This is a genomic window from Diaphorobacter sp. HDW4B (assembly GCF_011305535.1).
In the GTDB taxonomy this organism is placed as follows: domain Bacteria; phylum Pseudomonadota; class Gammaproteobacteria; order Burkholderiales; family Burkholderiaceae_C; genus Diaphorobacter_A.
The window spans coordinates 1,826,681-1,841,822 of record NZ_CP049905.1; the positions used below are offsets into that span (position 1 = coordinate 1,826,681).

The following is a 15,142-nucleotide window of genomic DNA, read 5'->3' on the forward strand; positions in this document are numbered from 1 at the left end:
ACCAATCAGACAGCCCCGAAAAACGCGAAAAAAAGACTAGCATTCAACAATGATTCGCATCTTGAAGCGCCCACTCACCCGTTCGGCCTTGTCGGCTCTGGCGCTGGCCGGTTGGCTGCTGACGGGCTGCAACCTGCCGACTGCAGACCGGGTGCCGGAGACCCCCGAATTGCGCTTCGACCACACCGAAAATTTGACCAAGGCCAAGACCCAGTGGCTCGAATGGTTGACCCGCATGCAGACCGCCCCTGTGATCATGCTGGGCGAGCAGCATGATGCGCCCGAGCACCACGCCTGGGAGGCAGACACGGTCCGCGAACTCACCCAGCGCAAGCGACTGGCCGCGCTGGTGCTGGAGATGGCCGACGCCGGAGCCACCACCCACGGGCTGCCCGCCAACGCCAGCGAAGCCGATGTGCAACAAGCCCTGAACTGGAACGACAAAGCCTGGCCTTGGGAATCCTATGGACCTTCCGTGATGGCGGCTGTGCGCGCTGAAGTGCCCGTGCTCGGTGGCAACCTGCCACGCAAGCAGATGGCAGACGCGATGAAGAACGCGCGTTTTGATCAGCATTTGAGCGCTGAAGCCATGCAGATTCAGCGTGATGCGATCAAACAAGGCCATTGCAACCTGCTGCCAGAGACCCAACTACAGCCTATGGCCCGAATTCAGCTCGCGCGCGACGAAAGCATGGCCCAGATCGTGCGGTCCGCCATTGAGCCGGGCCGCACCGTGCTGCTCATCGCCGGACACGGTCATGTGCGTTCCCGCGTCGGTGTCGCCACCTGGCTGCCTGCCAACCTGCTGGCTCACAAGGCGATTGCGCAGGCAGGCGCTGTCGATTCAGCTATCAAATATGAATCAAACATTTTCATCGTGACCCCGGCTCTGCCCAGCAAAGACCATTGCGCCGAGCTGCGTCAGCACTTCAAGCGCTGATTCAGTCAGGGAAACCACGCCCCTCTCCCCACGCATGTACCAGCGTGCTGCGACAATTGGCGCAATATGACTGAATCCTTCATCCTGACACTCTCCTGCCCGGACCGCCTTGGGCTGGTACACGCTGTCTCCGGCTTCCTGCTGGAGCGCAATGGCAACATCGAAGAAGCAGCGCAATACAACGACAGCGCCACGGGCCTGTTCTTCATGCGCGTGCAGTTTGCGTGCGAAAACCCGGATTTGCCATCATTGAAGGCCGAAGTAGCCGCTTTTGCAGAAACCTTCGAGATGAAGTGGAGCCTGCATTCGACCACCGAAGCCATGAAGACCGTGATCATGGTCAGCAAGGATGGCCGCTGCTTGAACGACCTGCTGTTCCGCTGGAAGTCCGGCCTGCTGCCGATCGACATCCGCGCCATCGTCAGCAACCACCGCGACTTCTACCAGCTCGCGGCCAGCTACAACATTCCGTTCCACCACATTCCGATGACGGCCGCCACCAAGGCACAGGCCGAAGCCAAGCAGTACGAGATCATTCAGGCCGAAGGTGCCGAGCTGGTCGTGCTCGCGCGCTACATGCAGGTGCTGTCGGACGACATGTGCAAGAAGCTCTCGGGCCGCGCGATCAACATCCACCACAGCTTCCTGCCCAGCTTCAAGGGTGCCAAGCCGTACTACCAGGCGCATGACCGTGGCGTGAAGCTCATCGGCGCAACCGCCCATTACGTCACCGCTGATCTGGACGAAGGCCCGATCATCGAGCAGGACGTGGCGCGCGCAAGCCATTCGGACACCGTGGAAGACCTGACCGCTCGCGGCGGCGACACCGAAAGCCAGGTGCTGGCCCGCGCCGTGAAATGGCACAGCGAGCACCGCGTGTTGATGAACGGCCACAAGACGGTGATCTTCAAGTAAAAGCAGCCAAAGCTCGCCAACCAGCCGCCTTCACACACCATCATGAGCAGCACATCCCCCAACCCCATCAGTGTGGATGCCAGCGCCCTCAGGCGCATTCCGCCCATCCAGTGCCTGCTCACGTTTGAAGCGCTGGCGCGGCTGCGCAGCGTCACACTGACCGCCGACGAGCTGTGCGTGACACCCAGCGCGGTGAGCCACCGTGTGAAGCAGTTGGAGCAGATTCTCGGCACGCGCCTGTTCGGCCGCGCCGATTTTTCGCTCACGACCGACGGCAGCGCCTATCTCTCGCACGTGCGCGAAGGGCTGGGCGCGCTGCAGCGCTTTCCGGGCGCGGACAACAATCCGGGCAAGCGCCGCCTCAAGCTGGCGGTCACGCCGACCTTCGCGCGCGCCATCCTGATCCCGCGTCTGCGCCAGTTCACCGAGGCCTATCCGGAAATCGACCTCGCGCTGCAGGTATCGATCCCGCTGCTCGACGTGGTGGCGGAAGACGCCGACCTGGTCGTGCGCTTTGGCCCCGGTCACTACGCCGACATGGAGCATGTCGAGCTGGCGCGCGACATCGTCACCCCACTTGCCTCGCCCGCCTTCGTGCGCGAGCACGGCCCGTTCGAGCGCCCCGAAGACCTCGAAGGCATCCCCCTCCTGCGCAGCCCGCTGGAGCCTTGGCGCAGCTGGTTCGACGTCTGCGGCCTGAACTGGCCCGCCCCCACCGAAGGCTCGCAGTTCAACGACATCGGCCTGATGTGCGACGCCGCCGCCGCCGGCATGGGCGTGGCCCTCGTGCGCCTCAAGCTCGGCCGCCCGTGGCTCGACCAGGGCACGCTCGTGCGCCTGTACGACAACATCGTCGCCCCCAGCCCCCACGCGCACTACCTGTGCTGGAAAACCGGCACCATGGACCGCTGGGAATGCGCGGCGTTTGCGGAATGGTTGCGCAAGACGCTGGCGTGATGGTGTGACGGCACCCGTTTGACCACAAGCGGGTTCACACACCCGTGCAAATTTGTTCACGCCACGCGCCCGTCGCTTGAACTACATTCACAGGATGAGCACAGCCCCCTCATCCTCCCCCGATCCCAAGCCGCCGACGCAAAGCGAACGTGCTGCGCGTCAAAAAGAAATCATCGATGCGCTCGGCAAGCATCTGCCTGCGCACGCGCTGCTTTGGAACTCCGAAGACACCACGCCCTACGAATGCGACGGGCTGACGGCCTATCGCCAGCGCCCGTTGGTCGTCGCCCTGCCGGAAACCGAAGCGCAGGTGCAAGCCGCACTGCGCGTGTGTCATCAGCTGAATGCGCCAGTCGTCGCGCGCGGAGCGGGCACGGGCCTGTCCGGTGGCGCGATGCCGCATGCGATGGGGGTGACGCTGTCGCTTGCCAAGTTCAACCAGATTCTGGAAGTCAATCCGGTCAGCCGCACGGCGCGCGTGCAATGCGGCGTGCGCAATCTGGCGATCAGCGAAGCGGCTGCTCCGCACAATCTGTACTACGCGCCCGACCCGAGCAGCCAGATCGCCTGCACGATCGGCGGCAACGTGGCCGAGAACTCCGGCGGCGTGCATTGCCTGAAATATGGCCTGACGGTGCACAACGTGCTGCGCGTGCGCGGTTTCACGATTGAAGGTGAGCCGATCACCTTCGGCAGCGAAGCGCTCGACGTGCCCGGCTACGACCTGCTGGCCGCGATGATCGGCAGCGAAGGCATGCTGGCCGTGGCGCTGGAGGTGACCGTCAAGCTCATCCCCAAGCCACAACTGGCGCGCTGCATCATGGCCAGCTTCGACGACGTGCGCAAAGCCGGTGACGCCGTGGCTGCGGTGATCGCGGCGGGCATCATCCCGGCAGGCTTGGAAATGATGGACAAGCCCATGACCGCCGCCGTCGAAGACTTTGTCTGCGCCGACTACGACCTCACCGCCGAAGCCATTTTGCTGTGCGAAAGCGACGGCACGCCCGAAGAAGTCGAGGAAGAAATCGGCCGCATGACCGAGGTGCTGCGCGGCGCGGGCGCGACCGCCATCACCGTGAGCAACAACGAGGAAGAACGCCTGCGTTTCTGGAGCGGCCGCAAGAATGCCTTCCCCGCCAGCGGTCGCATCAGCCCCGACTACATGTGCATGGACTCGACCATCCCGCGCAAACGCCTGGCCGACATCCTGCTCGCCATCCAGGAGATGGAGAAGAAATACCGCCTGCGCTGCGCCAACGTGTTCCATGCGGGCGACGGCAACCTGCATCCGCTGATCCTGTTCGACGCGAACGACCCGGACGAATTGCACCGCTGCGAGCTGTTCGGTGCCGACATTCTGGAAACCAGCGTCGCGATGGGCGGCACAGTAACCGGCGAGCACGGCGTGGGCATCGAAAAGCTCAACAGCATGTGCACCCAATTCACCACCGAAGAAAACTTGCAGATGTTCGCGCTCAAGGGCGCGTTCGATCCCAAGGGTCTGCTCAACCCCGGCAAGGTGATTCCCACGCTCAACCGCTGTGCCGAATACGGCAAGATGCTGGTGCGCGGCGGGCAGATCAAGCATCCTGAGCTGGAGCGGTTCTGATCGAAAACCAGAGGGGCTTTCATGCCGAAAGTACAGGACGCCATGCCCCATCCTCAGTTGCCCAACGACATCGTGCCCCATCCACGATATGGATCCCAACCTATGGTGTCCGGGCTCCAAGTCGATCTGCAGAGCATCCTTCGCGGGCATTGGCAGTACCAAGAAGACCGCATTTTTCCCCAATCGGTGCTCGCAGCCGATGTCTCCAGCCAGAACTTTGCGCTCTATCCGCGCTTGTTCTACGTGGACATGCTCGCGACCTGCCGCAAATGCCAACGCCCCTTCCTGTTTTTCGCCAAGGAGCAGCAGCACTGGTTTGAGGATCTGGGCTTCTACGTCGACGCCGATTGCGTGAACTGCCCTCTCTGCCGCAAAATTCTCCATCGCGAGAAGACGCGACTCAAACGGTATGCACAGTTGAAGAATCTTGCGCACCCCACGCGCAAGGAATTGATGCAGTTGGTGGACGATACGATCACCTTGATCGACGCGGGTTACCTCACAAGCATGCAGCGTCTGCAAGCGCTTCAAGGACAAGCCCAACGAGACATTCCCGAATATCCGGGAACGCAGCGAATGACAGAGCTGATCGAGAGAGATTCCACGCCAACACCGCATCCGATCAGACATCGGTGACAAGGCTGTCACGCCCCGATTTCAGTGCGTACCCACTCTCAGCGCTGCACCCCCCACTTGCGCACCGTGAGTCGCTCCAGCGTGTGAAAGCCCAGCGTCTCCACAAGTAAGCCGATGCCGATCACCATGAGCAGGCCGGCAAACACTTTGTCGGTGTAGAGCTCGTTGCGGTTCTGGAAGATGTACCAGCCCAGCCCGCCCTGACCGGATGATGCGCCGAACACCAGTTCGGCTGCGATCAGCGTGCGCCAGGCGAAGGCCCAGCCGATTTTGAGCCCTGAAAGAATGGCGGGCAGTGCGGCGGGCACCAGAATCTGCAGCACGTAGCGCAGCCCCGTGAGACCGTAGTTGCGGCCCGCCATGCGCAGGGTTTCGGGCACGGCCTGAAAGCCTGCATAGGTGTTGAGCGCCAGTGGCCACAGCACCGAATGGACGAGCACAAAGATCAGGCTGCCCTGCCCGAGGCCAAACCACAGCAAGGCCAGCGGCAGCAGTGCAATCGCTGGCAAGGGGTTGAACATGCTGGTGAGCGTGGTGAGCACATCGCGGCCAACCGCCGTGGACACCGCCACCGCCGTGAGCAGCAAGGCACCCACGATGCCTGCCAGATAGCCTTGCACGAGTATCTTGAGCGAAATCGCCGCCTTGGCCAGCAGCTCGCCTGACGCCAGCCCTTCGGCCAGCGCCTTGATCGTTTGCGTGAAAGTGGGCAGCAGCAGGTCGTTGTCCTGCCATGCTGCAAGCAGCTGCCAGAGTGCGGCCAGCACCGCAAGAATCACCACGCGGCGCAGTGCCGATGAGCGCCAGAGACGTTGCCCCCACGGAAGCGGCGTGCTGGCGCGGATATGTTCCAGCGGCGGCAGCTCGTGGAGCACTTCGGGGCGAATCGGTGGAAACGCCTGAGTTGAAGTCGTCATGCTGCGACCTCCAGCTCGATCTTCGCTGGTTGCTCGAAAAGCAGGCCATGGATGCGTTGCGTCGCTGCCTGAAATTCGGCACTGCCCTGGTCGGAAAGATCAAAACCGTGGCTGTTGATTTCGGCGCGCAGACGACCGGGATGCGGCGAGAGGATGGCGATGCGATTGCCCAGCACCAGCGCCTCTTCGATGGAATGCGTGACGAACACGAGCGTGAAGCGCAGTTCTGCCCACAGCCCCAAAAGTTCTTCCTGCATGCGGCGACGGGTGAGCGCGTCGAGCGCAGCAAAGGGCTCGTCCATCAGCAGCACACGCGGCTGCATCGCCAGCGCCCGCGCAATCGCCACGCGTTGCTTCATTCCGCCCGAGAGCTGGTGCGGATGCACATTGGCAAACGCCGACAGGCCCACCTTGGCGATGTAGATGTCCGCGCGTTCGGCGGCCTCGGCACGTGACAGTCGGCCCGACGCCACCAGCGGAAAGATCACGTTCTCGCGCACCGTTTTCCATGGCGGCAACTGGTCGAACTCCTGAAACACGACCACGCGATCAGGGCCCGGTCCCTGCACCGGATGTCCATCCAGCAGCACCTGTCCTTCGCTCGGCTCGATGAAACCGGCCAAGGTCTTGAGCAGGCTGCTTTTGCCGCAACCCGACGCGCCCAGCAAGATGTAGCGATCGCCCTCAAACACATCGAGCGACACCCGATGCGTGGCCCGTACACGGCGCTCGGGCGTGTCGTAATCGATGCTGAGATCGCGCACCTGCAGCAGCGCGGCGTCCTCCTGCGTGGGTGCCCAATCGGCGTTCAACGTCTGTCGTTGGACGACGCTTGCGGCTTCCAGAGGCCACACGCCACGGCGCGCGGTGATGTTGGAACGAAAGGCAAGGTCGCTCATGCTCTGTTCCTTCAGCTTCCACCCGCTGTGCGCGGGTCATCAAAGAAATAATCGTCGAGCTTCTGAGGTGCCGTCTTGATCGCGCCGACGCGGTGCATGAACTGACCGAGCGACAAGGTGTTCTGAGGCTGCACCTTGAATTGCACCAGCGGGTTGCGGATCACCTCCAGCAGCAGTTTGCGGTCCACGTTGCTGCCATTGACCTTCTGGTAGATGTCGGCGGCCTGCTCGGGGTTGGCGGTGATGAACTTGGCGGCCTCATCAAGCGCATCGACGAAGGCGCGATAGGTCTTGGGGCTGTCCTTGCGGAATTTTTCGGTGGCATAGAGCACGGTGCTCGATGCAGGTCCGCCTTGCACGTCATACGAATTGAGCACGACGTGCGCTTGCGGGTTGCCCGCGAGTTTCTGTTCCTGGAACGGCGGATTGCCGAAATGCGTGGTGATTTCCGTGCCGCCCTTGATGATGGCCGCCGCCGCATCGGAATGTGGAATCGCCACCTGCAGCTTGTCGAGCCGGTTGTAGGCGGCATCGCCCCAGCGTTTGGCCGATGCGAATTGCAGCACGCGCGACTGCACGGACACGCCCACCGCTGGCAGCGCGATGCGGTCCTTCTCGCTGAAGTCGTCGATGGTCTTGACCGCCGGGTTGTTGCTCACGAGGTAGTACGGGAAATTGCCCAGCGACGCGACGCCCTTGACGTTCTGACGCCCACGCGTGCGGTCCCACAGCGTGAACAGCGGGCCCACGCCAGCACCCGCGATGTCGATGTTGTCCGAGAGCAGCGCGTCGTTCACGGCCGAGCCGCCGGAGAGCTTGAGGAACTCCACCTTGATGTCCACGCCATGCGTCTTGCCGTGCTTTTCGATGAGCTTCTGCTCCTGCGCCACGTTCAGCAGCAGGTAGACGACGCCGAACTGCTGGGCGATGCGCAACTGCCCTTCCTTGGCGATGGCAGAGGTGACGCCGAGGCTGCCCGCGAGCAGCACCGATCCGGCCAGGCCGCCCGTCAGGATGCGGCGCAGACGATTCAAGCGGTTGGGTTTGACGATGGAGGGTGAATGGTTCTTTGGCATGAAGAGGTCGCGAAGTGGATGGGTTCGAATGAGTTCGAATGGATTCGGCGGATGACGAAAGAAGGCGCTCTCAAGCCACGGGCGCGGCGCCTTCCACGGTGGTGCGAAAGAGCTTGCGGCGCTGGTCGTCGGGCGTGCCTGCTGCCAGATGAACGACGGAGCGGTTGTCCCAGAACACCAGATCGTGCGGCTGCCATTGGTGGCGATAGATGAACTCGGGCTGCACGGAATGCGCGAACAGGCGCTGCAGCAGATCGCGGCTTTCGTCCTCGGGCCAACCGACGATGCGGGTGGTGAAATGCTCGCTCACGAAAAGCGCCTTGCGGCCATTGCCAGGATGCGTGTGCACGACCGGATGAACGGCGGGCTTCACCTCGTCGATCTGCGCCTGCGTCAAGGCCGGACGCCACGGGCTCTTCGCACGCAGTTGCTCGTACTGCAGCAGATAGCTGTGCTCGGCCTGCAGGCCCACCAGCGTGCGTTGGAGTTCGGTGGGCAGGCGGTCATAAGCGACATGCTGATCGGCGAAAAGCGTGTCGCCACCAACGGCGGGCAGCTCCTGCGCATGCAGCAGGCTGCCGAGGCTGGGCTTGTCTTTGTACGACAGGTCCGAATGCCAGAAATGCCCCGCATCGCCCAGCCCGATGGGCGCGCCGTTCTCGCGGATGTTGGAGACGATCAGCACCTCGGGATGGCCTTGCAGTTGGAACTGGTGCAGCACATGGATCTGCAGCGGACCGAACAGGCGGCTGAACGCCACGTGCTGCGCAGGCGTGATGCGCTGATCGCGAAACACCAGCACGTGGTGATCGAGATGCGCGCGCTGAATGCGCCGGAAATCCTCCAGCGTGATGGGCCGCGACAGATCCAGCCCCAGCACCTCCGCACCCAGCGCGCCAGCGGCACCGGGGGCGAGGCGAATCTCGAAATCCTGTGCCGTCGACGTCGACTGCAATGGCTCGTGGACTGGCTCCTGAAATGGCGCGCGGGCAGCAAGAACGGCAGACATCGGAGATCCTCTCGAATACACATTGATCGGATGACTCTAGAAGTCTCGGCCCCACGCCGGAACGAAGATTTTCATGCTTGCATATGCAAAAGCCCGAGCGGCGCGACAATATCGCCATGGCAAACGACGATTCCACTCCCTCTTCTTCCGCTTCCCCCGAGTCCATCGACTACAAGAAACATCTGGACGCCGGAAACGCGCTGGTCGCTCAGGCGCAGGCTCTGGCCACCAGCGATTTCGCCAAGGCGCGCGAACTGTGGCAGGACGCAGGCAAGCAGTATTACTACGCCCACAAGGCCGACCGCGACGAGCCCGAAGCCGCGTTCAAGCTCGCCCAGGCCTGGATGGCCGAGGCCCATGCGCTGCAAAAGGAAGGCTCGCCCAACGCCAAGGTGATGTGGACCAACGCCGCAGCGCAGGCCGAGTTGGCGTTCGACCTGACACCCGAAAACGGCCGCCTCGCGATGGCTGTGGCGAGCTGTTATCACTTTGCGGGATCGCCCGAAGAGGCCGAGGCCTGGCAGCAACTGGGCAAGCATCTGCTGGATGGTGCTGCCAAGCTGGCAGGTCAGAGCAGCGAGTCCAAGGACGAAGATTCGGAAGACTGATCGAGGATCAGAAATCAGCTTTGCAGGGCCTGCCAGATCACGGTGGCGTGTGAAATCACGAACAGGATCAGGCCGATGAAGCCGCCGACGATGGTGCCGTTGATGCGGATGTATTGCAGGTCGCTGCCGATGTGCTGCTCCACGAGCAGCGCCATTTCCTGCGCATCCCAGCGCTGCACCGTGGCACGGATGTGTTCGGCAACCGACTGGGCCACATCGGGCGCCCATTGCGCGGCCCAGAGTTCGAGGCGCACGTTCAGGCGCACACGCAGCGCGGCGTCACCCGCGAGCGACATGCCCAGCCACTTGCCCATGCTGGAGACACTGCTCGCAATCGCCGAGTTCTCGTCCTGCAGATCGGCACGCAGCTTGCGGCGCAGGTCGGCCCAGATCTCGTGCACGTAGCTGCCCAGCGCCTCGTCGTTCTGCAGATAGCCGCGAATCTGCTCACCACGTTCTTCCCAGTCGGGGTCGTTCTGCATGCGCTCGATCAGCTTGACGATGGCTTCGTCCAGCGCATCGCGCAACTGGTGATTCGGGTCCTTGGCGACCTCGACCAGCAGCGTCTCCACCGCATGCGAGATGGCCGATGCGCCCTTGCCGCCCAGCCAGTCGGTGGGCAGCACTTTCTGCTTGAGCGGATGTTCGCGCTTGATCCAGTTGACCAGCGTGTTGGCGATGAAGCTGCGGGTCTCGGCCGACTGCAGCAGCGAGTTCAAGCGCACCAGCAGATCGTCGAGCAGGACCTGGTGGCGGCGCTCGTGGGTCAGCGCACCGAGCGCAGCGGCCATGGTGCGCGAGATGTCGAGTTGGCCGATCAGGGCGCGTGCGGCGCTGTTGAGCAGCTCCTGAATCTTGTCGTCTTCCACCGTGTCGAGCGCCGTGGCCATGAGGCGCGAAACCTGCTTGCCGAGCAGTCCGGAGTTGGCGGGCGAGGTGAGCCACTGGGCCAGCATGTCGGCTGGGTCATGGCGGCGGATAATGGTGACCAGCGAAGGCGCGTCGAGAAACCGGTCGCGCACGAAGGCCGAAAGGTTGTCTCCAATGCGGTCCTTGTTGCGGGCGATGATGTCTGTGTGCCGCGCGAGATACGGCAGCGGAATGCGCCGGAACAGCGCCGAGACGGCGAACCAGTCGGCCAGCGCACCGACCATGGCGGCCTCGGCCATCGCGCGTATGCACTCGACCCAGAGGTTTTGCGGAAAGGCGTAGGTGAACGCGAAGATCACGACCACCGCGATGAACAGGCCCGTGGCCTGCCGCTTGGCGTGCGAGAGCTGGGCTGCGCGCGCGGCAGTGGCGGCGCTGGCACCCGGCGAGTCCTGATCCTCCAGCGGAAGCATTTGCATGCCCTCAAGCATAGCCCGGCAAGGCTTGCAAATCACACTTTGCGCTGTAGGAGATGGGCGCGTAAGCCCTGTTGTGGGTCACGCGCGCCACACATGCGGGCGATGCCGTCGATGCTTACTTGCTCTTGACGTCCAGAAGTTCGACTTCGAAGTTCAGCGTCGCGTTCGGCGGAATCACTCCGCCTGCGCCACGTGCGCCGTAGGCGATGCCGGGTGGGCAGGTCAGCTTGGCCTTGCCGCCGACCTTCATTTTCTGCACGCCTTCTGTCCAGCAAGGGATCACGCCGTTGAGCGGGAAATCGATGGGCTGGCCGCGCTTGATGGAGCTGTCGAATTCCTTGCCTGATTCGGGGAACCAGCCGCGGTAGTGGACGCGGACGGTGTCGGTGGCTTTGGGCGATGCGCCTGTGCCGTCCTTGATGGATTCGTAGATCAGGCCGGACTTGGTGGTTTCTGGGTCTGCGGCTTGGGCTGCTGTGGTGGCTGTCAGCAGGGCGATGGCGGCTGCTGAGAGCAGTGTGGTGATGTTGCTTTTCATTTTGGCGTTTGTTGCGGCTTTGGGCCTTGGCTGGGTATTTGGGTTGGACTGGCCGGGAGTTCCGCCCGGCGGCGGAGTCCCTTTTTGCTTGCGCGCAAAAAGGAACCAAAAACGCGCTTTCAATACCTCCGGCAGAACTCGCTTCGCGCTGCGCGCTCCGCTCGGACAACCGCCGGAAATCAGTTTGGAAGAGGTGTGATTCGGCACTTCGCTTCGCTCGTGCCTTTTTCATCTCGCGACTTCGCGAGATGCTTGTTGGGCCTCTTCCGCTTTTCTTTATTGCTTACTTGGCTGGGGGGATGCCGATGGCGTCCAGTGCCTTTGCCAAGTAGCCTACCGTGCGGTCGACGCTGTGCCACTTTTCCAGGCCGAACAGGCCGATGCGGAAGGTTTTGAAATCCGGGCCTTCGTCGCATTGCAGCGGCACGCCGGAGGCAGTCTGCAGGCCGACGGCCATGAATGCCTTGCCGGACTGGATTTCGGGGTTGGTGGTGTAGCTCACCACCACGCCGGGGGCCTTGAAGCCTTCTGCCGCCACGCTCGGGAAGCCGCGCGATTCGAGCAGCACGCGGACCTTTGCTCCGAGGTCGCTCTGTTCCTGGCGTACTTTGTCGAAGCCGTATTCGCGGGTTTCCAGCATCACGTCGCGCAGCTTGACCAAGGCGTCGGTCGGCATGGTCGTGTGATAGGCGTGCGCGCCCTTTTCGTAGCCTTCGGCGATCGTCATCCACTTCTTCAGATCGCACGAAAAGCTGGAGCTTTGCGTCGGTTCGATGGCAACGCGGGCGCGTTCGGAGAGCATGACCATCGCGCAGCATGGGGTGCTGCTCCAGCCCTTTTGCGGTGCGCTGATCAGCACGTCGACGCCGGTCTTCTGCATGTCCACCCACATCGCGCCCGAGGCCACGCAGTCGAGCACCATCAGCGCACCCACGTCGTGCGCGGCGTCGGAGATGGTCTTGATGTAGTCGTCGGGCAGGATGATGCCGCTGGCGGTTTCCACGTGCGGAGCGAAGACGACCTTGGGCCGTTCGATGCGGATGGTCTCGGCCACGTCGGCGGCGAGTGCTGGAGCCCACGGGTCCTGCGAGCCTTCACCTTGCTTGCGCGCCTTGCAGACGATGGAGCCGCCGCCCAGTGCGCCTTCGTCGAAGATTTGCGTCCAGCGGTAGCTGAACCAGCCGTTGCGCACGATCAGCACCTTTTCGCGGTTGGCGAACTGGCGCGCCACCGCCTCCATGCCGAAGGTGCCGCTGCCGGGCACGAGCACGGCGGTGTGAGCGTTGTAGACCTCTTTGAGGACACCGAGGATGTCCTGCACCACGCCCACGAATTTCTTGGACATGTGGTTGAGCGCGCGGTCGGTGTAGACCACCGAGAACTCCATCAATCCATCGGGGTCGACGTTGGGCAGCAATCCGGGCATGGCGTATCTCCTGTTTGGGACGGCCCGTGCCAGCGTTCGGATGGAGCGCCTGCGGGCCAAGTTCAGCGTTGAAAAGACGGTATTTCTTCGAGAGAAATACAGCTTAGCACGCAGTTTGACCAGGAATTGACTCCACAGACTGCGCAGCGCAGTGGGCACTGGAATCACTCGCCACAATGACGAGATAGGCCCTCAGGCCAGGCGTGAAGCCGCAGACAGTATCGTGATACGGCAAGGCTTCCACAACGACGCATGAGGGCCTATATCGTCATCTCAAAACGAAGACTTTCCAATCCGGCAGCCCATGTGCCTGATCGTCGCGGCACTGGTTCGCCCCGCTATCCGCGAAGCACTACGTCAAGCAGCGTTCGGGTAATGGCGCTTGCCGAAGATGCCGCTGCCTACGCGGACCATGGTGCTGCCTGCCTGGACGGCTGCATCCAGGTCATCCGTCATGCCCATGGAAAGCGTGTCGAATCTTTCCAGCCCCGCAATTTGCTGCGCTGCAATATCGACAAACAGCTTCTGGGCGCGCTGGTGCACGGCGAGTTGGGCCGCGAAATCGGCGGCGGGTTCGGGAATGCTCATCAGCCCGCGCACCACGATGCGCGGCAGGGCGGCGGCTGCGCGCGCCAGTTCAGCAGCCTCTTCGAGTACCACGCCAGACTTGTTCGCGCCGCCGTCCACATTCACCTGAATGCAAATCTGCAGCGGCGGCAGGTGTTCGGGGCGCTGGTCGGACAGGCGCTGGGCGATCTTGAGGCGGTCCACCGTGTGCGCCCAGTCGAAATGCTCGGCCACGAGGCGCGTCTTGTTGCTCTGGATCGGGCCGATGCAGTGCCATTCGAGCGGCTGGGGCAGGCCGTATTCGGCCACGATGGCCATCTTCTCCACGGCTTCCTGAATGTAGTTTTCGCCAAAACTGCGCTGACCGGCCTCGGCCGCGTCGCGCACGGCCTCGGGGCCGAAGGTCTTGGACACCGCCAGCAAGGCCACGCTGCCAGCGGGCCGCCCCGCCTGCTCACAGGCCTTGGCAATCTGCGCGTGCACTCGTTGGAGATTGTTGGAAATCGTCGTCATAATATTCGTTGAGGAGTCCGTTTCGGGCGATCTGACTAGCGGCACAGGTCAAACAACCTTAACCTGTCGATCTGCTCGGAAACAAGACTCCAAGCGTATCAAACGATCAGAGGGATCCCGTGGACATTACCCAACTGCTTGCATTCAGCGTCAAGAACAAAGCATCCGACTTGCACCTCTCCGCCGGCCTGCCGCCGATGATCCGGGTGCACGGCGATGTGCGCCGCATCAACGTCGACGCGCTCGATCACAAGACCGTGCACAGCATGGTCTACGACATCATGAGCGACGCGCAGCGCAAGGCCTACGAAGAATTCCTCGAAGTCGACTTTTCCTTCGAAATCGAAGGGCTGGCGCGTTTCCGGGTGAACGCGTTCAACCAGAACCGGGGTGCGGCGGCGGTGTTCCGTACGATTCCAAGCAAGATCCTGACGCTGGAACAACTGAACGCGCCCAAGATCTTCGGCGAACTGGCACTCAAGCCGCGCGGTCTGGTGCTGGTGACCGGCCCTACCGGCTCGGGCAAATCGACGACGCTGGCCGCGATGGTCAACTACCTGAACGAAACCGAGTACGGCCACATCCTCACCGTGGAAGACCCGATCGAATTCGTGCACGAATCCAAGAAGTGCCTGATCAACCAGCGCGAAGTCGGCCCGATGACGCTGTCGTTCGCCGCCGCGCTGAAATCCGCACTGCGTGAAGATCCGGACGCGATTCTGGTGGGCGAAATGCGTGACTTGGAAACCATTCGCCTTGCGATGACCGCCGCCGAAACCGGCCACTTGGTGTTCGGCACGCTGCACACCTCGAGCGCGGCCAAGACCATCGACCGTATCATCGACGTGTTCCCCGCCGAAGAAAAGGAAATGGTCCGCGCGATGCTCTCCGAATCGCTGCAGGCGGTGATCTCGCAGACGCTGTGCAAGACCAAGGATGGACAAGGCCGTGTCGCGGCGCACGAAATCATGCTCGGCACCAGCGCGATCCGCAACCTGATCCGCGAAGCCAAGGTCGCGCAGATGTACTCCACGATCCAGACCAGCAACGGTGTGGGCATGCAGACGCTGGACCAGAATTTGACAGACTTGGTGCGCCGCAACATCATCAGCCCAGCCGAGGCGCGGGCCAAGGCCAAGATTCCGGAGAATTTCCCCGGATGATGGTGAGCTAGGCGTCCTAC

General features: G+C 62.7%; 15 protein-coding genes. 7 read left to right on the forward strand and 8 right to left on the reverse strand.

The annotated features are described in order from the left end of the window. The first annotated feature begins 49 nt into the window (after positions 1 to 49). The 5 genes from G7048_RS08400 to G7048_RS08420 all read left to right on the forward strand — a co-directional run bounded on the left by G7048_RS08400 (position 50) and on the right by G7048_RS08420 (position 5,057). Positions 50 to 940, forward strand: a complete 891-nt coding sequence (locus tag G7048_RS08400; protein WP_166067697.1) for a ChaN family lipoprotein — start codon at positions 50 to 52, stop codon at positions 938 to 940. Positions 941 to 1,006: 66 nt separating this feature from the next. Further along, the gene (gene purU, locus G7048_RS08405) at positions 1,007 to 1,855 is read left to right on the forward strand and encodes a formyltetrahydrofolate deformylase (protein ID WP_166067698.1); all 849 of its coding nucleotides are present in this window, start codon (positions 1,007 to 1,009) and stop codon (positions 1,853 to 1,855) included. 42 nt (positions 1,856 to 1,897) lie between these two features. Next, complete coding sequence (locus G7048_RS08410; RefSeq protein WP_166067699.1) at positions 1,898 to 2,812, forward strand: LysR substrate-binding domain-containing protein; 915 nt, start codon at positions 1,898 to 1,900, stop codon at positions 2,810 to 2,812. A gap of 94 nt (positions 2,813 to 2,906) precedes the next feature. Further along, the gene (locus tag G7048_RS08415; protein ID WP_166067700.1) at positions 2,907 to 4,421 is read left to right on the forward strand and encodes an FAD-linked oxidase C-terminal domain-containing protein; all 1,515 of its coding nucleotides are present in this window, start codon (positions 2,907 to 2,909) and stop codon (positions 4,419 to 4,421) included. Between the two features lie 21 nt (positions 4,422 to 4,442). Next, on the forward strand, positions 4,443 to 5,057 hold the full coding sequence (locus G7048_RS08420; RefSeq protein ID WP_166067701.1) for a zinc-ribbon domain containing protein: 615 nt from the start codon (positions 4,443 to 4,445) through the stop codon (positions 5,055 to 5,057). A gap of 38 nt (positions 5,058 to 5,095) precedes the next feature. On the opposite strand, the gene G7048_RS08425 is transcribed toward G7048_RS08420, so the two are convergent. The 4 genes from G7048_RS08425 to G7048_RS08440 all read right to left on the reverse strand — a co-directional run bounded on the left by G7048_RS08425 (position 5,096) and on the right by G7048_RS08440 (position 8,958). After that, the gene (locus G7048_RS08425; RefSeq protein ID WP_166067702.1) at positions 5,096 to 5,974 is read right to left on the reverse strand and encodes an ABC transporter permease; all 879 of its coding nucleotides are present in this window, start codon (positions 5,972 to 5,974) and stop codon (positions 5,096 to 5,098) included. Continuing rightward, on the reverse strand, positions 5,971 to 6,873 hold the full coding sequence (locus G7048_RS08430) for an ABC transporter ATP-binding protein (protein WP_166067703.1): 903 nt from the start codon (positions 6,871 to 6,873) through the stop codon (positions 5,971 to 5,973). The genes G7048_RS08425 and G7048_RS08430 overlap by 4 nt, the downstream gene beginning before the upstream one ends. Positions 6,874 to 6,884: 11 nt before the next feature. Continuing rightward, positions 6,885 to 7,949: an ABC transporter substrate-binding protein gene (locus tag G7048_RS08435; protein WP_166067704.1), complete on the reverse strand. Its 1,065-nt coding sequence runs from the start codon at positions 7,947 to 7,949 to the stop codon at positions 6,885 to 6,887. 70 nt (positions 7,950 to 8,019) lie between these two features. Then, on the reverse strand, positions 8,020 to 8,958 hold the full coding sequence (locus G7048_RS08440; RefSeq protein WP_166067705.1) for a TauD/TfdA family dioxygenase: 939 nt from the start codon (positions 8,956 to 8,958) through the stop codon (positions 8,020 to 8,022). 116 nt (positions 8,959 to 9,074) lie between these two features. On the opposite strand from G7048_RS08440, the gene G7048_RS08445 reads away from it, so the two are divergent. Then, positions 9,075 to 9,566: a hypothetical protein gene (locus G7048_RS08445; RefSeq protein ID WP_240933219.1), complete on the forward strand. Its 492-nt coding sequence runs from the start codon at positions 9,075 to 9,077 to the stop codon at positions 9,564 to 9,566. A gap of 14 nt (positions 9,567 to 9,580) precedes the next feature. Here the strand turns inward: G7048_RS08445 and G7048_RS08450 are convergent, their stop codons facing one another. From G7048_RS08450 to G7048_RS08465, 4 genes are all read right to left on the reverse strand, one after another. Further along, positions 9,581 to 10,915: a DUF445 domain-containing protein gene (locus G7048_RS08450; RefSeq protein WP_371747662.1), complete on the reverse strand. Its 1,335-nt coding sequence runs from the start codon at positions 10,913 to 10,915 to the stop codon at positions 9,581 to 9,583. A 115-nt stretch (positions 10,916 to 11,030) separates the two neighbouring features. Continuing rightward, positions 11,031 to 11,453 (reverse strand): FKBP-type peptidyl-prolyl cis-trans isomerase, encoded by a 423-nt coding sequence (locus G7048_RS08455; protein WP_166067706.1) that lies wholly within the window; start codon positions 11,451 to 11,453, stop codon positions 11,031 to 11,033. 283 nt (positions 11,454 to 11,736) lie between these two features. Then, positions 11,737 to 12,879 (reverse strand): aminotransferase class V-fold PLP-dependent enzyme, encoded by a 1,143-nt coding sequence (locus G7048_RS08460; RefSeq protein WP_166067707.1) that lies wholly within the window; start codon positions 12,877 to 12,879, stop codon positions 11,737 to 11,739. 357 nt (positions 12,880 to 13,236) lie between these two features. Beyond that, positions 13,237 to 13,959: a YggS family pyridoxal phosphate-dependent enzyme gene (locus G7048_RS08465; protein WP_166067708.1), complete on the reverse strand. Its 723-nt coding sequence runs from the start codon at positions 13,957 to 13,959 to the stop codon at positions 13,237 to 13,239. Positions 13,960 to 14,078: 119 nt separating this feature from the next. Here G7048_RS08465 and G7048_RS08470 point away from each other — a divergent pair, with 119 nt between their 5' ends. Next, positions 14,079 to 15,122, forward strand: a complete 1,044-nt coding sequence (locus tag G7048_RS08470) for a type IV pilus twitching motility protein PilT (protein ID WP_166067709.1) — start codon at positions 14,079 to 14,081, stop codon at positions 15,120 to 15,122. Positions 15,123 to 15,142: the final 20 nt, after the last annotated feature.